Below are 20,493 nucleotides of genomic sequence, written 5' to 3' on the forward strand. Positions count from 1 at the left end.
TTTATCCTTTGTACTCAGAGACCAAGTATGAACGTGGGGCATCATTATCTTGAGCAGGCTCAACGACTCCCGCAATCCAGGCCGACATTCCACGAGCTGCTAGGGAGCGAATAACCAGATCACCAATGGCTGGATCAACGATGGCACTCATGCCGATGCCGCAATTCCAGGTGCGTTCCATATCTGCTTGCGGCACCAATGCACTATCTGCCAAGAAACGTGTTGCTATAGGTAGTGACCAAGTAGACCGGTCATATCGCGCACGTAACCCGGCTGGAATAACGCGCGCAGTGTTATCGGCTATTCCCCCACCAGTGATGTGGCTAAAGGTGCGCAACTTTTCTCCTTGAGCCTTAATCAGCGCTAAACAATCAAGTGTGTAAATTTCAGTGGGAGTCAGCAAGACTTCTCCCAGCGTGGCATTTAATCCTTCATACTTCTTATTGAGATCAAGTTTCTGTGAGCTCAGAATGTGGCGAATCAGTGAATACCCATTTGCATGAAAGCCACTTGCCGGCATTGCGATGATCAAATCACCGCTCTTGACTCTCTCTGCTCCCAATTGTTTCTCGGCATCGACCACACCGGTTGCCGCGCCTGCAATATCAAACTCATCTTCATCAAGTAGGCCAGGGTGTTCAGCAGTTTCACCACCAATCAGGGCGGTTCCTGACTTCTGACATCCGCGTGCTATTCCGGCGACGATATCTGCAATCCGTTCCGGAATTACTTTACCGACCGCAATGTAGTCAGTCATAAATAGGGGTTCTGCCCCGCAAACAACAAGGTCATCAACAACCATCGCAACTAGGTCTTCACCAATGGTGTCGTACTTTCCTAATTGGCGAGCAATCTCAGTCTTTGTGCCAACGCCATCTGTCGATGTTGCAAGAAGTGGCTGCTTCATGCCTTTGAGCGCAGATGCATCGAAGAGTCCAGCAAATCCGCCAATGTTACCCATTACCTCTGGGCGTGAAGCGCGAGCAATAGATGCCTTCATTAATTCAACTGCGCGATCTCCAGCATCAATATCAACACCGGCATCTTTATATGTTGCCACTACTTATGAACCTCTGTTATTTCTAGGCGCATCTTTCCTTCAGACATATCTGTTGGAATTGCAATGGGGTATACACCGGAGAAACAGGCAGTGCATAACTTATCTTCGGCGACATTTGTGGCTTCAATCAGGCCTGCCTCAGAGACATAGGCAAGTGAATCGGCGCCGATGGAGCGGCGAATTTCTTCGACTTCTAAACCACTAGCAATGAGTTCGGCGCGAGTAGCAAAATCAATGCCATAGAAGCAGGGCCATTTCACAGGTGGGGAAGAGATGCGAACATGGATTTCTAGGGCTCCTGCTTCGCGCAACATGCGAATAAGTGCGCGTTGGGTATTTCCACGGACAATTGAGTCATCGACAACGATGATGCGCTTACCTTCAATGATTTCGCGGAGTGGATTGAGCTTTAAACGAATTCCAAGCTGGCGAATTGTCTGTGATGGCTGGATAAATGTGCGCCCCACATAGGAGTTTTTCACAAGGCCAAGGCCATAGGGAATTCCAGATTGCTTTGCATAACCAATTGCTGCTGGTGTTCCAGATTCAGGAACTGGAATAACAAGATCTGCATCCACCGGAGCCTCGATGGCTAAGCGCTGACCAATACGTCCGCGCACAGCGTGGATACCCTGGCCAGCAATTGTTGTGTCAGGACGAGCTAGATAGACATATTCAAAAATGCAGCCTTTGGGATCAGGTGTTGCCCACATCTGCGAACGAATTCCATCTTCATTGATTGCAAGAAATTCACCGGGTTCAACTTCGCGAACAAATGCGGCACCGACAATGTCTAGGGCGGCAGATTCAGATGCAACTACCCAACCGCGTTCGAGTTTGCCAATTACAAGTGGTCGAACACCATGGCGATCACGAGCTGCATACAAGGTGTGTTCATCCATAAAGACGAGTGAGAATGCACCTTCAAGTTTTGGCAAGACTGCAAGCGCACTTGCCTCCACATTATTCTCATCTTGCAGACCAATCAGGGCGGTCATAATTTCAGTATCTGTTGTGGCACCGCGTTCATTCTTTGAAAGGTTGGTCTCTAACTTTTGCACAATCTCAGCAAGTGAGCCGGTATTTGTCAGATTTCCATTATGTGCAAGAGCTAACGTTCCATACTTCGTTGGTCGAAGTGTGGGCTGGGCATTTACCCAGGTACTAGATCCGGTTGTGCTGTAACGACAATGACCAATGGCAAGATTGCCAACAAGTGAAGCTAGGTCGGTCTCAGTAAATACCTGGGAAACAAGACCCATATCCTTATAAATCAAGATTCTTTCACCGTCAGATGTTGCGATACCTGCTGATTCTTGTCCGCGATGTTGAAGTGCATACAGACCATAGAAGGTGAGCTTTGCTACCTCTTCACCCGGTGCCCATACTCCGAAAACACCACAGGCATCTTGTGGTCCAAGGTCAGCATCGAGCAGATTGTGATTTAACAATCCATCTGGGCGCCGGCTCATGGCGCAATCTTAAGCGGTAGAAGTGAAGTGAGGTCCGCTCGAACACCTGAGGCAGTAATCAAACCTGCCGCCATCGCATCGGCCCAGGTGCGCTCTCCATGTGCGAGTGCGAGCCAGGTCTGGGCATCCATTTCAATGACATTTGCTGGAGTACCTCGCGTATGTGTGGGGCCTTCACCGCATTGCACCGCAGCGTAGGGAGGAACCCGCACTTCTATCGCACGCCCTGGCGAGCGTTCGGTCAGAAGTGCAAGCGTTGCTTTTACTTCTTGAAGAACAAGTGGGTCGCGCATAGCTGATTAGCCAAACAACTTCGGAAATGTTTGCGTGTGTGCGGTGTGTAGTTCACTAAGTGAAATTGACGCCTGATTGATAACCAAGGCATCTCCACCAGTCACACCAATCTTTATCAGTGCAATCTTCTGCGCAGCTGCCTCACTTGTGAGTGCATTGGTTTGGGCAGGATCAATTGCCACAACAACGCGACCTGGGCTCTCACTCAACAGTGCAATTCCAACGTTCTCCAATTGGATTGTTGCACCTACGTGATGGCGCAGCACCATTTCGGTCAGCGTTGCGGCTAAGCCGCCCTGGCTTAAGTCATGAGCTGCAGTAAATAACTTCTTTGTGCGACCAGCCACAAGAAGTTCTATCAGACGCATTTCGCGTTGAAGATCTGCAACCGGTGCAATACCTCCACGTTGATTATGCAGATATGCCCATTCACTTCCAGCCAAGTCCTCCTTTGTTTCACCAAGGAGATAGAGATCAAGGCCAGCGCGATCAAATGACATCGGTGTGCGCGTGCGCACATCATCAATGACACCAAGTACACCAATGACTGGGGTAGGAAGGATTGCAACAGATCCCGTCTGGTTATAAAACGAGACGTTTCCACCGGTAATAGGTAGTCCCATCTCTAAACATCCATCTGCTAACCCGCGTACAGATTCGGCAAATTGCCACATCACACCTGGATCTTCCGGTGAACCAAAGTTAAGACAGTTGGTCACCGCAAGTGGTTTAGCACCTGCAGTTGCAATATTTCGTGCTGCTTCAGCAAGGGCTAACTTCGCACCCTGATAAGGATTTAAATATGACCAATTGGCGTTGGCATCTGTTGCAACTGCCACACCCAAGTGAGTCTTCTCATCAATACGCACCATTCCGGAATCATCAGGTTGCGATTGAATGGTATTTCCCTGAACATAACGATCATATTGATTGGTGACCCAAGATTTATCTGCCAAGTTTGGAGTTGCTGCCAACTTCAAAACGGTAGCTTTGATTTCATCTGCCGTTGATGGAATGGGAACGTTGATTACTTCCTTGGCAACCGCATCAATATAGGCAGGTTGTGCCAGTGGTCGCTGATAGACCGGACCATCATGGGCAACTGTGCGAGGTGGAACATCGACAATGAGTTCGCCATTCCAGGTAATTTCAAGGTGTTTGCCATCGGTGACCTCACCAATGACATTAACTGTGACATCCCATTTCTCACAGATTTCAAGGAAACGTGCAATCTTGCTTGGCTCCACAATTGCGCACATCCGCTCTTGTGATTCAGACATCAAGATCTCTTCTGGTGAAAGTGATGGATCGCGCAGCGGAACTTTATCTAACTGCACTTTCATGCCACCTGAACCACCGGATGCAAGCTCTGAAGTTGCACACGAGAGTCCCGCACCACCCAAATCTTGAATTCCAACAACGAGATCTTCAGCAAATATCTCAAGTGAACATTCAATCAATACTTTTTCAACAAAGGGATCGCCCACCTGAACTGCCGGACGCTTTGCTGGTCCCTTAGATTCAAATGTCTCTGATGCAAGTACAGATACGCCACCGATTCCATCACCGCCGGTTTTCGCACCGTAAAGAACTACGAGATTGCCGGCACCGGCTGCTTTTGCGAGCTTAATGTCACTATGTTTCATGACGCCCACACAAAGGGCATTGACCAATGGGTTTCCTACATATGTTTCATCAAAGACAACTTCGCCACCAATATTTGGTAGCCCTAAGCAGTTTCCATATCCACCAACACCAGCAATGATTCCAGGTAGCACGCGACGAGTATCTGGCGCATCTGCTGGTCCAAAACGAAGTGGATCCATGATGGCAATTGGGCGTGCACCCATTGTCAGAATGTCACGCACGATTCCACCCACACCGGTGGCAGCGCCTTGGTATGGCTCGATAAATGATGGGTGGTTATGAGATTCAATTTTGAAAGTCACGGCATAGCCTTGTCCGACATCGACAACGCCAGCATTTTCACCAATACCAACCAAGAGCGCATCACTCTTAACTGCCTTCTCACCAAATTGCCTCAAGTGAACTTTTGATGATTTATATGAACAATGTTCAGACCACATCACCGAATACATGGCTAGCTCTGAGGAAGTGGGGCGCCGTCCTAGAATCTTTTTAATACTTGCATACTCATCGGGCTTTAACCCAAGTTCTGCAAAAGGTTGTACTGCATCTGGATTCGCCTGGGCAATAGCAACGGTATCAAGTGCCATTAGCCCACCAAAGTTTTCAGTACTGAAGTAAAGAAGCCCAAACCATCTGCTGATGGTCCGGTCAGTGAATCAATTGCATGTTCTGGGTGGGGCATCAGACCAACAACATTTCCGCGTGCATTAGTGATACCGGCAATGAGATTGCGAGATCCATTTGGATTCTCACCCACATATCGAGCAATGATGCGACCTTCACCTTCTAGCTCTGCCAGGGTCTTGTCATCGCACATATATGCGCCTTCGCCATTTTTTAGCGGGATCAAAATTTCTTGACCTTGGGTATAGGAAGAAGTCCATGCAGTGTTTGTATTTTCAATCCTAAGTTTCTGATCTCGACATAAGAAATGTAGCTCGTGATTACGTGTAAGTGCCCCTGGAATCAAATGTGCTTCAGCAAGTACCTGAAAGCCGTTACAAATACCCAGAAGAGGCATCCCGCCATTAGCTGCATCAATAATGGGCTCCATCACTGGAGAAAAGCGCGAGATAGCACCACAGCGAAGATAGTCACCATAAGAAAAACCGCCGGGAAGAATAACCGCATCTACTCCTTTTAAATCGGCGTCGTTATGCCACAAAGAGATAGCTTCACCGCCTGCATGACGAACTGCGCGAGCCGCATCTCGATCATCGAGAGTTCCTGGAAAAGTAACAACACCTATTTTCATAACTCTTACTTTTCCACTCGCACTGTGAAGTTTTCAATGACTGGATTTGATAACAATTTTTCGGCAGCCTTTTCAACTTCAGCCAACTGTGCTGGCGTTGGGTCTCCATCTACCTCTATTTCAAATCGCTTTCCTTGTCTGACATCTTTGGCAAAACTAAATCCAAGTCGTGGAAGGGCAGCAGCAACAGCCTTACCTTGTGGGTCAAGAATTTCAGGCTTTAACATCACATCTACCACGATCTTTGCCATTTTTATCTCCCTAGTTTTCGCTTAGAACTTGCTGCCGGTAATTCGTTCATATGCATCTTGATAACGTTCTGCTGTCTTCGCAACGATTTCTGCTGGTAGCTCTGGTGGAGGAGATTTCTTATCCCAGCCACTAGAAGTCAACCAATCGCGTACAAATTGTTTATCAAAAGATGGTTGTGATTTTCCAGGAGCCCAACCATCAGATTCCCAAAATCTTGATGAATCTGGAGTGAGAGCTTCATCTCCTAGTGTAATTTCTCCCGCCATATTAATTCCAAATTCAAATTTAGTATCTGCCAAAATGATGCCCCGCCCGCGTGCGAAATCGGCTGCAGTGTCATAGAGAGCAAGAGTAAGCCGGCGAAGATCTTCGGCCGCTTCTGCCCCGACTATTTTGCTCGCGCTCTGGAAATCTATATTGATGTCGTGATCGCCTACTTCAGCCTTTGTTGCTGGTGTGAAAATGCTTACTGGGAGCGCTGAACCATCTAATAACCCTGCTGGAAGTGGATTTCCACACACTTCTTGGTTGGTGTTGTATTCCACCAGCCCGCTGCCGGTCAGATATCCACGGGCCACACATTCAATAGCAAACATTTCAAGCGGTTGCACAATAACTGCGCGATCTGCAACAGACTCGGGTACCTCATCAGAGATGACATGGTTAGGAACGATGTCGGCAAGTAATTCAAACCAGAAGAGTGAGAGCTGAGTCAGGATCGCACCCTTATTGGGAATAGTTGTTGGCAATACCCAATCAAAAGCTGAAATGCGATCAGATGCCACAAGAAGAATTTCCCCAGAATCATTGCTATACAAGTCGCGGACTTTTCCGGTGCGAAGGTGGTTCCAACCCTCAATCGATGGTGCTGGCGGCGGGCCAGCTACACCGAAGCCGCTCACCGAATAGAGCCGGGCTTGTACTGCGCAGCGGCAGGGTGCGCGGATGAAATCGCCTCAATGCGACTTACAACTCGAGCAACTTGTTGGCGAGCATCGCCAGTAAATTCAAGTGGATTACCAATGAGTGCATCGAGTGCTGCTCTGTCGAACGGAATCCGATTATCTTGTGCAATCGCATCAAGGAAATTATTTTGCTTTCCTTCGCGCATTCCTAGTGCTGCCGAAACTGCATGTTCCTTAATCACTTCGTGAGCAACTTCGCGACCGACTCCTGCTTTCACAGACGCCATCAAAATCTTTGTTGTTGCCAAAAATGGTAAGTATCTTTCTAGTTCTGCCGCAATAATGGCCGGGAATGCACCAAACTCATTCAGGACTGTGAGCATGGTTTCAAGTAGCCCATCGATGGCATAGAACGCATCAGGTAAGGCCACTCGGCGAACAACGCTGCATGAAACATCGCCTTCATTCCATTGATTGCCAGCGAGTTCAGAGACCATCGATGCATATCCACGAAGAATGACAGTTAGCCCATTTACTCGTTCACATGAACGGGTATTCATCTTGTGTGGCATGGCAGATGAGCCCACTTGTCCAGCCCTAAAGCCTTCAGTGACAAGTTCAGCACCAGCCATCAGTCGAATAGATGTAGCAAGAGAGGAAGGAGAAGCCGCAATTTGAACAAGAGTTGTTACTACATCGTAATCAAGTGAGCGCGGATAGACCTGACCGGTTGAATCTAATACCCGGTTGAAACCAAGTTCAGCTGCGATAGCAGATTCCAGTTTCTGATGTGCCTCTGTTGAACCCAGGAGATCAATAGAATCTTGCGCAGTTCCAACCGGACCTTTAATTCCGCGCATCGGATATCGATCTTGAAGTGAGACAAGTCGTTCATATGCAAAGAGAAGTTCTTCAGCCGCCGATGCAAAACGCTTACCGAGAGTTGTAATTTGGGCTGGAACATTATGGGAGCGCCCAGCGATGGGTTGGTCCGAGTACAGCGCAGCTTTTGCAGCAAGTGCGGCAAGGAGTGCGACTGTCTTATTGTGAACAATCGAAAGTCCATTGCGAACTTGAAGTGCTTCAATATTTTCGGTCAGATCACGACTGGTCATTCCGGCATGGATTGCTTCGTGGCCAGCTAGTGCGTTAAATTCTTCGATACGGGCTTTGACATCGTGGCGAGTGATCTTCTCGCGGGCATCGATAGACGCTAAATCGACCTTTGAGATTACTTTTTCATAATCTGCAATTACTGAGTCTGCTATAGCGTGCCCCAGCTTTGCTTGCGCTTTGGCAACTGCAATCCAGAGTTTGCGTTCAGCAATGATTTTTTCTTCGGGCGCAAAGACTTTGCGCATCTCGGCGGATGCATAACGATCAGCTAATACGCTCACTGGTGCATTCTCCTCCATTTAATTGCCCTTCTCTGCCACCGACGCATTAAGTGCGATATCGCTGCGGTAGAAAGAGCCTTCGAGTGCAATCTGTGAGATGACTCGATATGCGCGGTCCCGAGCTTCGGTGAGATCAGCGCCCATTCCGGTAATTGTCAGCACCCGGCCGCCACTTGAGAGTAGCGATGCTCCGTTCTGTGTTGTGCCAGAGTGAAAAATCTGGGTTTTCTCAACTGCCGGATTTACAGTGATGACTCCACCCGTCTTTGGTGATTCCGGATATCCGCCAGCTGCAAGTACAACAGTGACGGCGCTTTCATCACGCCAGTGCAGAACTTCATCATCTAGATCATCGGTAGCAGCCTTATAGAGAAGTGTGGCCAGCGGTGTTACCAATCGTGGAATAAGTACTTGTGTTTCCGGATCTCCAAAACGAGCATTAAATTCAATCACTCGGATTCCATCATCGGTCAGCGCTAACCCGGCATAGAGCAGCCCCACAAAGGGAGTCCCACGCGCTGCCATCTCGGCAATCATGGGCGCTAATACTTTCTCATAGGTTTCTTCAACGATGTCATCCGGTGCCCATGCAAGTGGCGAATATGCCCCCATGCCTCCGGTGTTTGGTCCCAGATCTCCATCGAAGGCGCGTTTGAAATCTTGCGCAGGTTGCATCGGTAAAATGTTTCGGCCATCTGAAATTCCAAAGAGTGAAATTTCTGGGCCAGCTAAATATTCTTCAATAACAACACGGGTGCATGTAAGCGCATGCGCCAGTGCGACATCGCGATCACTGGTGACCACCACTCCCTTACCTGCGGCAAGGCCATCATCTTTAACAACATAGGGCGCACCAAAATTGTCGAGTGCTATCTCTATCTCTGATTGCTTTGTGCAGGTAAAACTATGCGCAGTGGGAACTCCAGCATCGCGCATGACCCCTTTTGCGAAATCTTTAGAACCTTCAAGTTGCGCTGCGGCCTTTGAGGGACCAAAGACGGCAAAACCAGCGCTGCGCAATACATCTGCAACACCATTAACAAGTGGAACTTCTGGGCCAATGACTACTAAATCAACTTCTAACTTCGTAGCTAACTCGCAGATTGCATCATTATCTGTCACAGCAACTGGATGAATTGTGGCAATAGTTGCAATGCCAGGATTTCCTGGTGCGACATGGAGTTCGGTACATGCTGTATCTGCCTGTAGTCCTAGTGCGAGTGCGTGCTCACGGCCGCCGCTTCCGACTAGGAGGATTTTCATGGCTTAGATGAAATCCTTCACGACAATTGTTTGAGTGCGCCCGGGACCAACGCCGATGGCGCTCATTGGTGCACCAGAAATCTTTTCCAGGAAGCTCACGTAATCCTGCGCGTTCTTAGGCAGGTCACTCTTTTTCTTAGCGCCCGAGATATCTTCTTTCCATCCTGGAAGATATTCATAAATTGGTTTTGCATGGTGGAAATCTGTTTGTGAAGCAGGTAGTTCTTCAACGCGCTTACCATCGATCTCATATGCAACACAGACTGGAATTTGTTCCCAGCCAGTTAAGACATCGAGTTTGGTGAGAAAGAAATCGGTAAGTCCGTTTACTCGAACCGCATAGCGGGCAATAGGAGCGTCATACCAACCGCATCGACGTGCACGCCCCGTTGTGACTCCGACTTCGCCACCAATAGTGCGTAGCTTCTCACCATGTTCATCGAAGAGTTCTGTTGGAAATGGGCCTGACCCAACGCGAGTTGTGTAAGCCTTAACAATTCCAATCACACGATCAATCTTTGTTGGTCCGATTCCTGATCCTGTACATGCACCGCCCGCAGTTGGGTTAGATGAAGTAACAAATGGGTAGGTTCCATGATCGACATCAAGGAGCGTTCCTTGCGAACCTTCAAGAAGTACTCGTTTGCCAGCTTTGAGCGCGTTATCAAGCAGCAACACAGTATCTGCGACGTAAGGGCGCAAAATCTCGGCGTAACGTAAATACTCTTCTAATACTTCATCAACTTCGATATCTTTCCGGTTGAAAACCTTGATAAGAACTTGGTTCTTATCGCGTAGCGCTGCTTCTAGCTTCTGACGAAGAATTGATGGATCAAATAGGTCTTGTACACGAATTCCAATGCGGTTGATCTTGTCAGCATAGGCCGGACCAATTCCACGACCAGTTGTACCAATCTTTGATTTACCTAGAAAACGCTCGGAGACTTTATCGATGGTGCGGTGGTAAGGAGTAATCAGGTGTGCGTTCGTTGATATAACTAACTTGCTGCAATCAATTCCGCGTTCGGTAAGTCCTTTAATTTCTTCAAGTAACACACCTGGGTCAATAACAACACCATTGGCAATAACTGGAATTACATTGGGCGAAAGAATTCCAGAAGGCAGGAGGTGCAAGGCGTACTTCTGATCACCGATAACAACTGTGTGACCTGCATTGTTTCCACCTTGATAGCGAACAACGTAATCAACGCGATCGCCCAACAAGTCGGTAGCTTTACCCTTGCCCTCATCGCCCCACTGAGCTCCCAGCAGTACTAATGCAGGCATGGATAAAGCCTTTCCGACTCGTTGTTAGGTTGTTATTTAAGTAGTGATGTTCCGGTAGAGCGAAGGTCTTCACATGCTACGCCAACGCGTGCTGCGATTCCCGCTTCTGCCGCTTTGCCCCACGCACGTGGGTCATAGGCCTTCTTATTTCCAACTTCGCCGTCAATCTTTAAGACTCCGTCGTAGTTCTTCATGATGTGATCAACGACCGGACGGGTAAATGCGTACTGGGTATCGGTATCAACATTCATCTTAATCACGCCGTAATCAAGTGACTCGCGAATCTCTGAAAGTAGTGAGCCAGACCCACCATGAAAGACGAGATCCATAGGCTTACTTCCGGCAGGTAAACCAAGTTTGGCCGCAACTGCCTCTTGCAAAGTCTTTAGAATCTTTGGCTGCAATACAACATTTCCTGGCTTATATACACCGTGCACATTTCCAAATGTTGCTGCCACCATGTAACGAGCTTTTGCATCTGTGCCTAAAGTTTCAATAGTGAGGAGGGCATCTTCTGGAGTTGAGTAGAGCTTTGCATCATGCTTTGCCTCAATACCATCTTCTTCTCCGCCCACAACGCCAATTTCAATTTCAAGCACGGTGCGAGCAGCAACAGATTTATCAAGAAGTTCGCGAGCGACCTTCATATTCTCTGGCATATCAACAGCTGAGCCATCCCACATATGTGAGTTAAATAGAGGCTGCTTGCCTTCCTTGATGCGCTGCGCACCGAATTCAAGAAGTGGACGCATGAATCCATCTAGCTTCTCTGCTGGGCAGTGATCTGTGTGAATACCAATATTTACTTTGTAATTCTTGGCCACCACATGGGCGAACTCTGCTAGCGCTACTGCGCCATCAACCATGTGCTTTACCGTTGAACCGGATGCGTATTCAGCTCCGCCCCAAGAAAATTGAATAATTCCATCGGATTCTGCTTCGGCGAAACCACGAATTGCTCCGATGATTGTTTGTGACGAGGAAACGTTGATTGCTGGATAAGCAAATGATCCCGCTTTCGCGCGGTCTAACATTGCTGCATAAACTTCAGGGGTTGCTATTGGCATCTGAGGCTCCCAAGTGAGTGAGTAGAACTGGTGTAAACGCATCGACGCGGCACTGGGTCTTTGTCAGGCTTACGCCTAATCCAACCACCTACCCCCGCGTAAGAAAAATCGACTCACTTACTACGCGGGAGCAGCTGCAGGCGGTAAACCCCCTACGGGTGGAGGAGTTTCTGCAGGTAGGCGATCAGCCCCGCTATGAGGGCGGGGTTGCCGAGGATTTTAAGCAGAATTGTAATGATGGCTGCGATTGTCATAATTTTCCTTTCATATTTCAGATGGATGTGGCGATAGCTGCGAATCATCAGCCCTCATCGGTAAGGAATAGGACTCAATCTGGCGCTCTGTTGATAAATACCGCTAGAAAAATTGCCTTCCAAAGGAGTAATCTCGCGTATATGGGTGGCAATTCTGAATCACTAGAAAATCTCTCCACTGAAAATAGAACTTTTCCTCCATCAAGTGCTTTTGCCGCCCAAGCAAATGCAGGGGCTGACCTTTACGCACGTGCTGATAAAGATCGGTTAGCTTTCTGGGACGAGCAGGCCAGTGCTCTGAATTGGCACAAGAAGTGGGATAAGACGCTGCAATGGGATTCACCCTTTGCGCAATGGTTTGTTGGTGGCGAGATTAATGCGAGCGTCAACGCAGTAGATAGACATGTTGCCGAAGGTAATGGTGATCGCATAGCTTTTCATTTTGAGGGCGAACCTGGCGACACTCGAACTATTTCTTATGCACAACTACTTGCCGATGTTAGTAAAGCTGCTAATGCTCTGACTGAAATTGGAATCAACTCAGAAGATCGTGTTGCGATTTACATGCCACTCATTCCAGAAGCAATCATTGCCATGCTGGCATGTGCCCGTATTGGCGCAATTCACTCTGTTGTCTTTGGTGGATTCTCAGCCGACGCGCTCTTATCTCGCATTCAAGATGCCGATGCCACATTAGTCATCACAGCAGATGGTGGTTTTAGAAAAGGTGCTGCATTTGCTCTTAAGACACTTGTAGATGAAGCACTGAAAGGTGAGACAAACGTGGCAAATGTCTTAGTGGTAAAGCGCACTGGGCAAGAGACCGCCTGGAATGAAGGCAGGGATATCTGGTGGCATGATCTTGTCAATCGCCAAAACCCAACGCATACCCCGGCATATTTCGATAGCGAACACCCTTTATTTATTCTCTACACATCCGGAACAACAGCTAAACCAAAGGGAATTTTTCATACCACCGGTGGCTATCTCACCCAAGCCGCATATACCCACAAGGTTGTTTTTGATATCAAGGCTGAAACAGATATCTATTGGTGCACTGCAGATGTGGGTTGGATAACCGGCCATACCTACATGGTCTATGGACCGCTAATTAATGGTTGCACCCAAGTTATTTATGAAGGTACACCTGATACGCCGCACAAAGGGCGTGTCTTTGAAGTTATCGAAAAGTATGGCGTCACTATTTTGTATACAGCACCAACGCTCATTCGCACCTGGATGAAGTGGGGCGATGAATTTCCTAATAAGTTTAATCTCACAACACTTCGTCTTCTTGGTTCTGTCGGTGAACCAATTAATCCGGAAGCATGGATGTGGTACCGAGAAGTTATTGGTGGCAATAACTGCCCAATCGTTGATACCTGGTGGCAGACTGAAACTGGGGCGATCATGATCTCCCCTCTTCCAGGTGTGACTGCCACAAAACCTGGATCTGCAATGCGGCCATTGCCAGGAATTAGCGCGAAAGTAGTTGGTGACAATGGCGTAGAAGTTGGAAATGGACATGGTGGTTTTCTCATTCTTGATCAACCATGGCCATCTATGTTGCGCGGTATCTGGGGTGAAACCGAGCGCTATAAAGAAACCTACTGGTCTCGTTTTCCAGGAATTTATTTTGCCGGCGATGGTGCCAAGCTCGATGATGACGGTGCCATCTGGCTTATGGGTCGAGTCGATGATGTGATGAATATTTCTGGACATCGCATTTCTACCACTGAAGTGGAATCAGCCCTTGTCTCCCATGAAGCAATCGCTGAAGCCGCTGTAGTTGGCGCAGCTGATGAACTTACTGGTCAGGCAATTGTTGCCTTCGTTATTTTACGAGGCGGTGTTGCCCATGCCGATGGTGATGCACTCGTAAAGGAGCTACGCAACCATGTTGCCAAAGAAATTGGCGCTATTGCAAAGCCTCGTCAGATCATGGTGGTCAATGAACTCCCAAAGACTCGAAGCGGCAAGATTATGCGAAGGCTTTTGAAAGATGTTGCTGAAAATCGCGCCGTCGGTGATGCAACGACCCTGGCAGATCCCAATGTGATGAAATTGATTTCCGAAGGTTTGAAATCCTCTAAAGACGAGGATTAGAAAGAACCTTCTCTACCTCTTTACGAATATCAGCAATCACCTCAGGAGCATGATTACTTACTTGCAGATAGAAGCGGCTCTCAGATACTGAGTTCTGCCCTGCTGGCCATGGCGCCCACAATAAAATCGTGCCAATTACATAGAAGAGAAGAACATACTTACCAACTTCAAATGCACTCCCTATCAGTGAATCTGCCAGCCGAAGTGGTCCGCGGATAACGGTGACCTTAAGACCTTTAGCAATCTGCGTTCCTACAAAAGCAGCTCCGTAGGCACCGACGATGATTGCGATGATGAGCCAACCTGATTGATCGTATTTAACAACTAGATACATCGCACCTACGCCGCCAGCGATGAAGAATATTGTTCTAATAACTGTAGTGACCAGGCCGTTCTTATAACCGTTAAAGAATGCACCGATGGCAACAAGTGCGAAGATAAGATCAAAAATCATTTCACTCCCAAATACTTTATCGCTGCTAGCTCAATCTCTTCGGTGGACTTAAATGGTCCATATTTCTTATATACAACTGTGCCAGATTCATCTACCAGCCAGGTTACAGGCACGCCCATACCAAATGTGCCACGAGTCGCACCAGTTGCATCATAAAGAATGGGCCATGAAATTCCGTGGCTTTGAACAAACTTGCTCACGCTCTCCATGCTTTTTTCTTCCACGGCAATTCCCACTAGATCGACTTGGTCGCTGTATTTAGCTAAGAAGTGAGCGAGGTGCGGTAACTCTTGCTTACAAGGTTCACACCACGTGCCCCACACATTGATCAGCGCTGGCCCGCGAATGGAATCAGCTGCGATTGCGCTACCGCCACCAAGACATTCCAGCGGCACGCCAGTCCCACTTTCGACTTTAATGTTCGCGCAACTAACTACTTCACCTTTGACTTGAATGGGTTCAATAGCCGAACACCCGGTCAGAACTAGTGCCAAGATAGTTAAGGTGATGAACTTTGTCATCTAAAATCCTTATCTGTCTTCACCAGTAACTTCGCTTTCGCCTTATCCATTTCACCAATTCCAAATGATGGGCAAATCTTTGCGACCGGACATGCACCACACGCTGGTTTACGAGAATGACAAATACGCCGGCCATGCCAAATCATTCGTTGAGAAAGATTCGTCCATTCTTTCTGCGGGATGAGTGCACCGACTTCATGCTCAACTTTGACGGGATCCTTCGATGTTGTCCAAGCAAAGCGTCGCGATAACCGGCCAAAGTGGGTATCTACAGTAATTCCTGGAATACCAAATGCGTGTCCGAGTACGACGTTGGCAGTCTTTCTTCCCACACCAGGCAAGGTAACGAGCTCTTCAATAGTGGCCGGAACTTTCCCATCGAAATCTTCAACAAGTTTGGTTCCGAGGCCTTTGAGATGCCTTGCCTTTGCATGGTAAAAACCAGCAGAAAAAATGTACTCTTCAATTTCAGCAAGTGGTGCTCGCGCGTAGTCTTTCGCCTTCTTATATTTTTTAAAGAGTGCTGGCGTCAGGGAATTAATTCTCTTGTCGGTGCATTGCGCTGATAGAACAACTGCCACCGTTAACTCAAGCGGGTTTGTAAAATCTAACTCGCAGCGTACCTCTGGGTAGGTCCTGGTCAAGATCCGATAGATAGCGCGAGCGTTACTTCGAGTTTCGCTATCGGGGGCCATACGAGTAAACTACCGACGTGCCCCAAGAAGATGAAGTCGTAAGACGCGCCCCGCTCTTTACCGCCCTAGATGATGCTCAGGCAGCTTCGCTGCGCGCTTCCATGGATTCCGTAAAGATCTCCAAGGGCGGCATCCTCTTTAAAGAAGGCGATGAGGGCGAACATGTCTACGTAATCTATGAGGGCAAATTAAAGCTCGGTACATCTAGCGGTGATGGGCGAGAAAATCTGCTCTCAATTCTTGGACCCGGTGAGATGTTCGGTGAACTCTCCCTCTTTGATCCAGGCCCACGAACCTCAACTGCCACAGCAGTTACCGATGCAAAACTCTTTTCGCTCAGTCACGAAAAATTGATTCCTTGGCTTAAGGGAAATCCTGAAGTATCACTTCACCTGCTCACTCGTTTAGCGCAACGTTTGCGTCGTACCAATGAAGCCGTTGGCGACTTGGTCTTCTCTGATGTTCCAGGTCGCGTTGCAAAAGCACTTATTGATTTAGGTACCCGCTTTGGAAAGCAGAGCAGCGAAGGTTTATTTGTTCATCACGACCTGACGCAGGAGGAGCTGGCACAGCTAGTTGGCGCATCACGTGAAACTGTAAATAAAGCACTTGCAGATTTCGCTGGCCGTGGCTGGCTCAAGCTTGATGGTCGCGCAGTGTTGATTACAGATCTAGAGCGGCTGGAAAAGCGCGGTAAGTAATTACCTTACTTCGACTGTTAACTCGACCTCAACCGGTGAGTTAAGCGGAAGTTCTGCAACACCTAACGCACTGCGCGCAGCAACTCCAGCATCTCCCCAGATATGCATAAAGAGCTCTGATGCACCATTGGCAACTGCTGGCTGAGAAATAAATCCAGGTGCGCCGTTGACGTAACAGACAATACGAACAACTTTCACAATGGAATCTACAGGTGCAACAAGTTCAACAGCAGAGAGCGCATTCAGTGCACAAATTTCAGCCAGTGCCTTAGCTTCATCAAGGGTGATATCTGAGCCAACTTTTCCTTCGCGCGCAATCTTTCCATCAACCATTGGAAGTTGACCGGCGGTAAAGACAATGTTGCCGGTGCGCACTGCCGGAACATAGGCAGCAAGTGGCTTAGAGGAAACAGGAAGTACTAGCCCTTTTTCAGCCAACTTTGCCCGAACATCAACGCTCATGACTTAATCTCACGCTTCATGTATGCGACGAGTTGTTCGCCGCCAGGTGCTGGAATGACAGTGACAAGTTCCCAACCATCTGAGCCCCAAGTATCAAGAATTTGTTTAGTTGCGTGTGAAAGTAGTGGAACTGTGGCATATTCAAACTTCATTAGTTATTGCCTCTCCCTGTGCTTAATTGGTTAGCGCTGCTTTAACCAGCGATGAAACGAGTGCACCGTCTGCTTTTCCTGCGATCTGTGGCTTTATTGCTCCCATAACCTTACCCATATCAGCTGGTCCTGCTGCACCAGTTGATGCAACTGCAGCAGCGATTAACTTCTTAATGTCATCTTCGGAAAGTTGTGCCGGAAGATACTTGGCAATGACTTCACCTTCAGCTTTTTCTTCCGCAGCTCTATCGGTGCGTCCAGCTTTTGCAAATTCTTCTGCAGCCTCACGACGCTTCTTGCCTTCACGAGAAAGCACAGTAATGATTTCGTCATCAGAAAGAACTCGTGCTTCTTTTCCAGATACCTCTTCATTGGTAATAGCAGTCAGAACCATTCGGATGGTGCCCGATACAACTTTGTCGCTGCTACGAATTGCCTCTGTCAGGTCACTCTTGAGTGTCTCTTTTAATCCCATAGCCGTATCTTCTCATGCCCCACTATTGTTGGTTAATCATGAGTTATGTACTCCGCGAGGCCGAGATGCCTATCTTGCCGGCAGGCCACGCAGATATTCGAATCCTGCATTTTTCTGACCTTCACCTCACGCCAGCTCGAAAGAGTGAGATTGCAGATATTAAATCCTTTGCCTCACTTAAACCCGACCTTGTCATTAGTACCGGTGATTTCTTGGCCCATAAGCACGCCGTGCCTGTGGTCTTAGCTGCACTCGACTCTCTCTTAGATATTCCTGGGCTCTTTGTCTTTGGATCTAATGATTACTTCGAACCAGTACCGAGGAATCCGCTTAAGTACCTACTTCCCAACCATGGAAAACGTGTGCACGGCCCCGAACTTGCCTGGCAAGAACTTGATTCTGGTTTGCAAGCACGTGGCTGGAAGAACCTCAACACTTCGCGCGCAATGGTGACCATCAATAAAACGGTGATTGAAGCTCGCGGCACAGATGATGCACATCTGGAATTTGATGATTACTCACTCGTTGCCGGGCAACCAGAAAAATGTCATGTCGCTATCGGTGTTACCCATGCACCATATCTGCGTATTCTTAAGGCTATGTCTGATGACAACCTCGATGCAATATTTGCTGGCCACACTCATGGCGGTCAGGTGCGCTTGCCATGGCCTGGTGGATCAAAGGCGCTGACTACTAATTGCGATCTGCCCAATTGGCGCGCCCGTGGATTAACGGTTGTGAAAGGTGAACCGCTTCTTAATGTTTCTGCAGGTATGGGAACCGGACCATTCTCACGAATTCGCGTTGCAAGTCCACCAGAAGTTTCTTTGGTAACTCTTACCGCTGGTTTCTAATTAATTATTAAGTGCTGCAATATCAGCATCAACCATCAGTTCGGCAAGTTCTTTCCAGTGAGTAGTCGCACTCCAATTAAGCGCCTTCTTCACCTTTGATGGGTCACCAATAAGTGCATCTACTTCCGTTGGACGGATGTATTTCTTATCTGTCTCAACATGATCTTGCCAATTTAGACCAGCTCGTGAAAATGCTGCTTCCGCAAAATCTTTCACGGTAGCTCCCACACCCGTTGCCACTACATAATCTGATGGCTTATCTTGCTGAAGCATGAGCCACATTGATTCGACGTATTCTTTTGCATAACCCCAGTCACGCACCGCGGTGAGGTTTCCTAGGAATACCTTCTCTTGCTTACCAGCTTTAATAGCAGCCACAGCGCGGGTAATTTTACGAGTCACAAATGTTTCGCCACGACGTGGGGATTCGTGGTTAAAGAGAATTCCATTTGTTGCATGAAGCCCATAGCCATCGCGGTAATTAACTGTGCACCAGTACGCCATCAGCTTTGCCGCCGCATAGGGTGATTGCGGACGGAAAACAGAATCTTCATTCTGTGGTGGTGGAGTTGATCCAAAGAGTTCGGAAGTTGATGCTTGATAGAAACGAATGTCGAGATCGGCAGAACGTATTGCCTCAAGTAATCCAACCGCACCGACGGCATCCACCTGGCCGGTGTATTGCGGCATAGTAAATGAAACCTGAACGTGTGATTGCGCACCAAGGTTGTATACCTCAGTCGGTTTGATTTCACGGATGAGGTTAGTTAGTCCTACTCCATCAATGAGGTCGCCATAGTGCAGGAATAGCTTTGGGTTCTTCTCATGTGGGTCTTGGTATATGTGGTCAATGCGTGAAGTGTTAAATGTAGAAGAACGACGAATCAGACCGTGTACTTCATAACCCTTAGCTAACAAGAACTCTGCAAGGTAGGAACCATCTTGACCGGTGACACCGGTAATTAATGCAACTTTTCTACTCATCGTCGCGCTTCTCCCTTTGCAGTTGCATCTTTATACCAAGCGATAGTTGATGCGATTCCATCGCTTAAAGAAATCTGTGGGGCCCAACCTAGCGATTTCGCCTTCGAAACATCAAGGACCTTACGAGGTGTGCCATCAGGTTTTGTCGTATCCCACGCGATTTCACCGGTAAAGCCCGCTAATTGCGCCACAAGTTGCGCCAATTCCTTAATGGTCAGGTCTTCACCTGTTCCAATATTCAGATGCTCTTTTGCATCATAGGTATTGCCCAAGTGCACCACTGCCGAAGCTAAATCATCGACATGTAAAAACTCGCGCTTAGGTGAACCTGTGCCCCATAAAGTTTCGGTAGCAACGTCATTCTGCGCGGCTTCGACAAAGCGGCGAATAAATGCTGGCAATACATGCGATCCCTGTAATTCGAAATTATCACGTGGGCCATAGAGATTTGTGGGCATCAATGAAATCCAGGTACGGCCATACTCTTTTCGAAAAGATTTAATGAGTTCTATTCCAGCAATCTTTGCAATTGCATAGGCAGAGTTGGTCTCTTCAAGTGGGCCGGTGAGTAGATATTCCTCTTTAATTGGTTGAGCACAATCTCGTGGATAGATGCAGCTAGAGCCAAGAAAAATAAACTTTTCTACATCTGCCGCGTGCGCTGCCTCCATCAGGTTGCTTTGAATACGCACATTATCGGAAAGGAATTCAACGGGATAAGCGTTATTTGCACCGATGCCGCCAACTTTGGCAGCAGCATCAACAACAAGTGTTGGCTTAACAGATTTCAAGAACGCGGTTGTGGCATCACGATCGAGCAGGTCGACAACTTTTCGGTTGATTGCAACCACTTCGGCGCCGGTGGCCTGATAGGCCCGCACAATTGCAGAGCCAGCAAGGCCAGTACCGCCTGCGACCACGATTGTCATGGTC

Annotated in this window: 22 protein-coding genes; 3 read left to right on the top strand and 19 right to left on the bottom strand. The window is 48.1% G+C overall.

The window, feature by feature from the left end; genetic code table 11:
• Nucleotide 1: 1 nt before the first annotated feature.
• The 11 genes from purM to fbaA are packed head-to-tail and all read right to left on the bottom strand — an operon-like array spanning nt 2 to nt 11,902.
• The gene (gene purM, locus A1sIIB142_RS05905) at nt 2–1,060 is read right to left on the bottom strand and encodes a phosphoribosylformylglycinamidine cyclo-ligase (RefSeq protein WP_095694010.1); all 1,059 of its coding nucleotides are present in this window, start codon (nt 1,058–1,060) and stop codon (nt 2–4) included.
• Nucleotides 1,060–2,532, bottom strand: a complete 1,473-nt coding sequence (purF, locus tag A1sIIB142_RS05910) for an amidophosphoribosyltransferase (protein ID WP_095694011.1) — start codon at nt 2,530–2,532, stop codon at nt 1,060–1,062. Before purF ends, purM begins: the two co-directional genes overlap by 1 nt.
• Nucleotides 2,529–2,825 (bottom strand): sterol carrier family protein, encoded by a 297-nt coding sequence (locus A1sIIB142_RS05915; protein ID WP_095694012.1) that lies wholly within the window; start codon nt 2,823–2,825, stop codon nt 2,529–2,531. The genes purF and A1sIIB142_RS05915 overlap by 4 nt, the downstream gene beginning before the upstream one ends.
• A 6-nt stretch (nt 2,826–2,831) precedes the next feature.
• Nucleotides 2,832–5,063, bottom strand: coding sequence for a phosphoribosylformylglycinamidine synthase subunit PurL (gene purL, locus A1sIIB142_RS05920; protein WP_095694013.1), 2,232 nt, complete (start codon nt 5,061–5,063; stop codon nt 2,832–2,834).
• A complete protein-coding gene (gene purQ / locus A1sIIB142_RS05925; RefSeq protein WP_095694014.1) occupies nt 5,063–5,731 on the bottom strand; it encodes a phosphoribosylformylglycinamidine synthase subunit PurQ in 669 nt (222 codons plus the stop codon). Before purQ ends, purL begins: the two co-directional genes overlap by 1 nt.
• Before the next feature lie 5 nt (nt 5,732–5,736).
• A complete protein-coding gene (gene purS, locus A1sIIB142_RS05930; RefSeq protein WP_095685078.1) occupies nt 5,737–5,982 on the bottom strand; it encodes a phosphoribosylformylglycinamidine synthase subunit PurS in 246 nt (81 codons plus the stop codon).
• Nucleotides 5,983–6,003: 21 nt separating this feature from the next.
• The gene (locus A1sIIB142_RS05935) at nt 6,004–6,885 is read right to left on the bottom strand and encodes a phosphoribosylaminoimidazolesuccinocarboxamide synthase (protein ID WP_095694015.1); all 882 of its coding nucleotides are present in this window, start codon (nt 6,883–6,885) and stop codon (nt 6,004–6,006) included.
• Nucleotides 6,882–8,303 (bottom strand): adenylosuccinate lyase, encoded by a 1,422-nt coding sequence (gene purB / locus A1sIIB142_RS05940; RefSeq protein WP_095694016.1) that lies wholly within the window; start codon nt 8,301–8,303, stop codon nt 6,882–6,884. The genes A1sIIB142_RS05935 and purB overlap by 4 nt, the downstream gene beginning before the upstream one ends.
• Nucleotides 8,304–9,548: a phosphoribosylamine--glycine ligase gene (purD, locus tag A1sIIB142_RS05945; protein ID WP_095694017.1), complete on the bottom strand. Its 1,245-nt coding sequence runs from the start codon at nt 9,546–9,548 to the stop codon at nt 8,304–8,306.
• A gap of 3 nt (nt 9,549–9,551) precedes the next feature.
• The gene (locus A1sIIB142_RS05950) at nt 9,552–10,835 is read right to left on the bottom strand and encodes an adenylosuccinate synthase (protein WP_095694018.1); all 1,284 of its coding nucleotides are present in this window, start codon (nt 10,833–10,835) and stop codon (nt 9,552–9,554) included.
• Nucleotides 10,836–10,867: 32 nt separating this feature from the next.
• On the bottom strand, nt 10,868–11,902 hold the full coding sequence (fbaA, locus tag A1sIIB142_RS05955; RefSeq protein ID WP_095685082.1) for a class II fructose-bisphosphate aldolase: 1,035 nt from the start codon (nt 11,900–11,902) through the stop codon (nt 10,868–10,870).
• 395 nt (nt 11,903–12,297) lie between these two features.
• Between fbaA and acs the strand changes: the two genes are divergently transcribed.
• Complete coding sequence (gene acs, locus A1sIIB142_RS05960; protein WP_095694019.1) at nt 12,298–14,262, top strand: acetate--CoA ligase; 1,965 nt, start codon at nt 12,298–12,300, stop codon at nt 14,260–14,262.
• On the opposite strand, the gene A1sIIB142_RS05965 is transcribed toward acs, so the two are convergent.
• Genes A1sIIB142_RS05965 through nth form a run of 3 tightly spaced genes read right to left on the bottom strand, consistent with a single transcriptional unit; the run spans nt 14,246 to nt 15,932 of the window.
• On the bottom strand, nt 14,246–14,716 hold the full coding sequence (locus A1sIIB142_RS05965) for a CvpA family protein (protein ID WP_095694020.1): 471 nt from the start codon (nt 14,714–14,716) through the stop codon (nt 14,246–14,248). The genes acs and A1sIIB142_RS05965 overlap by 17 nt on opposite strands.
• Nucleotides 14,713–15,237, bottom strand: coding sequence for a TlpA disulfide reductase family protein (locus tag A1sIIB142_RS05970; RefSeq protein WP_095694021.1), 525 nt, complete (start codon nt 15,235–15,237; stop codon nt 14,713–14,715). The genes A1sIIB142_RS05965 and A1sIIB142_RS05970 overlap by 4 nt, the downstream gene beginning before the upstream one ends.
• On the bottom strand, nt 15,234–15,932 hold the full coding sequence (nth, locus tag A1sIIB142_RS05975; RefSeq protein ID WP_095694022.1) for an endonuclease III: 699 nt from the start codon (nt 15,930–15,932) through the stop codon (nt 15,234–15,236). Before nth ends, A1sIIB142_RS05970 begins: the two co-directional genes overlap by 4 nt.
• Nucleotides 15,933–15,949: 17 nt before the next feature.
• Here nth and A1sIIB142_RS05980 point away from each other — a divergent pair, with 17 nt between their 5' ends.
• The gene (locus A1sIIB142_RS05980; protein ID WP_095694023.1) at nt 15,950–16,633 is read left to right on the top strand and encodes a Crp/Fnr family transcriptional regulator; all 684 of its coding nucleotides are present in this window, start codon (nt 15,950–15,952) and stop codon (nt 16,631–16,633) included.
• Here the strand turns inward: A1sIIB142_RS05980 and A1sIIB142_RS05985 are convergent, their stop codons facing one another.
• From A1sIIB142_RS05985 to A1sIIB142_RS05990, 3 genes are read right to left on the bottom strand one after another with little or no spacing between them, the layout of a single operon-like run.
• Nucleotides 16,634–17,095 carry a RidA family protein gene (locus A1sIIB142_RS05985; RefSeq protein ID WP_095694024.1) on the bottom strand — a complete coding sequence of 154 codons (462 nt, stop codon included), beginning with the start codon at nt 17,093–17,095 and terminating at the stop codon, nt 16,634–16,636. It abuts the gene before it with no gap.
• Entirely contained in the window at nt 17,092–17,247 is a 156-nt protein-coding gene (locus tag A1sIIB142_RS06600) for a Sp36 family protein (RefSeq protein ID WP_190279066.1), read from the bottom strand. Before A1sIIB142_RS06600 ends, A1sIIB142_RS05985 begins: the two co-directional genes overlap by 4 nt.
• A 22-nt stretch (nt 17,248–17,269) precedes the next feature.
• Complete coding sequence (locus A1sIIB142_RS05990; RefSeq protein ID WP_095685088.1) at nt 17,270–17,722, bottom strand: GatB/YqeY domain-containing protein; 453 nt, start codon at nt 17,720–17,722, stop codon at nt 17,270–17,272.
• A gap of 38 nt (nt 17,723–17,760) precedes the next feature.
• Between A1sIIB142_RS05990 and A1sIIB142_RS05995 the strand changes: the two genes are divergently transcribed.
• Nucleotides 17,761–18,576, top strand: coding sequence for a metallophosphoesterase (locus A1sIIB142_RS05995; protein WP_095694025.1), 816 nt, complete (start codon nt 17,761–17,763; stop codon nt 18,574–18,576).
• Here A1sIIB142_RS05995 and gmd read toward each other — a convergent pair whose 3' ends face one another.
• Together gmd and A1sIIB142_RS06005 are read right to left on the bottom strand one after the other, a co-directional pair.
• The gene (gmd, locus tag A1sIIB142_RS06000; RefSeq protein WP_095694026.1) at nt 18,577–19,560 is read right to left on the bottom strand and encodes a GDP-mannose 4,6-dehydratase; all 984 of its coding nucleotides are present in this window, start codon (nt 19,558–19,560) and stop codon (nt 18,577–18,579) included.
• Nucleotides 19,557–20,489, bottom strand: coding sequence for a GDP-L-fucose synthase family protein (locus tag A1sIIB142_RS06005; protein WP_095694027.1), 933 nt, complete (start codon nt 20,487–20,489; stop codon nt 19,557–19,559). The genes gmd and A1sIIB142_RS06005 overlap by 4 nt, the downstream gene beginning before the upstream one ends.
• Nucleotides 20,490–20,493 lie beyond the last annotated feature (4 nt).

The sequence above is a fragment of the Candidatus Planktophila versatilis genome, assembly GCF_002288345.1.
GTDB classification, from domain to species: domain Bacteria; phylum Actinomycetota; class Actinomycetes; order Nanopelagicales; family Nanopelagicaceae; genus Planktophila; species Planktophila versatilis_A.

What these genes read in the sequence shown, in the direction of transcription:
- purL (WP_095694013.1), bottom strand. Translation starts at nt 5,063, where the DNA reads ATGGCACTTGATACCGTTGCTATTGCCCAGGCGAATCCAGATGCAGTA.
- acs (WP_095694019.1), top strand. Translation starts at nt 12,298, where the DNA reads ATGGGTGGCAATTCTGAATCACTAGAAAATCTCTCCACTGAAAATAGA.
- A1sIIB142_RS05985 (WP_095694024.1), bottom strand. Translation starts at nt 17,095, where the DNA reads ATGAGCGTTGATGTTCGGGCAAAGTTGGCTGAAAAAGGGCTAGTACTT.
- A1sIIB142_RS05995 (WP_095694025.1), top strand. Translation starts at nt 17,761, where the DNA reads ATGAGTTATGTACTCCGCGAGGCCGAGATGCCTATCTTGCCGGCAGGC.
- purF (WP_095694011.1), bottom strand. Translation starts at nt 2,532, where the DNA reads ATGAGCCGGCGCCCAGATGGATTGTTAAATCACAATCTGCTCGATGCT.
- purD (WP_095694017.1), bottom strand. Translation starts at nt 9,548, where the DNA reads ATGAAAATCCTCCTAGTCGGAAGCGGCGGCCGTGAGCACGCACTCGCA.
- A1sIIB142_RS05990 (WP_095685088.1), bottom strand. Translation starts at nt 17,722, where the DNA reads ATGGGATTAAAAGAGACACTCAAGAGTGACCTGACAGAGGCAATTCGT.
- nth (WP_095694022.1), bottom strand. Translation starts at nt 15,932, where the DNA reads ATGGCCCCCGATAGCGAAACTCGAAGTAACGCTCGCGCTATCTATCGG.
- A1sIIB142_RS05915 (WP_095694012.1), bottom strand. Translation starts at nt 2,825, where the DNA reads ATGCGCGACCCACTTGTTCTTCAAGAAGTAAAAGCAACGCTTGCACTT.
- purB (WP_095694016.1), bottom strand. Translation starts at nt 8,303, where the DNA reads ATGGAGGAGAATGCACCAGTGAGCGTATTAGCTGATCGTTATGCATCC.
- A1sIIB142_RS06600 (WP_190279066.1), bottom strand. Translation starts at nt 17,247, where the DNA reads ATGAAGTTTGAATATGCCACAGTTCCACTACTTTCACACGCAACTAAA.
- purS (WP_095685078.1), bottom strand. Translation starts at nt 5,982, where the DNA reads ATGGCAAAGATCGTGGTAGATGTGATGTTAAAGCCTGAAATTCTTGAC.
- A1sIIB142_RS06005 (WP_095694027.1), bottom strand. Translation starts at nt 20,489, where the DNA reads ATGACAATCGTGGTCGCAGGCGGTACTGGCCTTGCTGGCTCTGCAATT.
- purQ (WP_095694014.1), bottom strand. Translation starts at nt 5,731, where the DNA reads ATGAAAATAGGTGTTGTTACTTTTCCAGGAACTCTCGATGATCGAGAT.
- gmd (WP_095694026.1), bottom strand. Translation starts at nt 19,560, where the DNA reads ATGAGTAGAAAAGTTGCATTAATTACCGGTGTCACCGGTCAAGATGGT.
- A1sIIB142_RS05970 (WP_095694021.1), bottom strand. Translation starts at nt 15,237, where the DNA reads ATGACAAAGTTCATCACCTTAACTATCTTGGCACTAGTTCTGACCGGG.
- A1sIIB142_RS05950 (WP_095694018.1), bottom strand. Translation starts at nt 10,835, where the DNA reads ATGCCTGCATTAGTACTGCTGGGAGCTCAGTGGGGCGATGAGGGCAAG.
- fbaA (WP_095685082.1), bottom strand. Translation starts at nt 11,902, where the DNA reads ATGCCAATAGCAACCCCTGAAGTTTATGCAGCAATGTTAGACCGCGCG.
- A1sIIB142_RS05965 (WP_095694020.1), bottom strand. Translation starts at nt 14,716, where the DNA reads ATGATTTTTGATCTTATCTTCGCACTTGTTGCCATCGGTGCATTCTTT.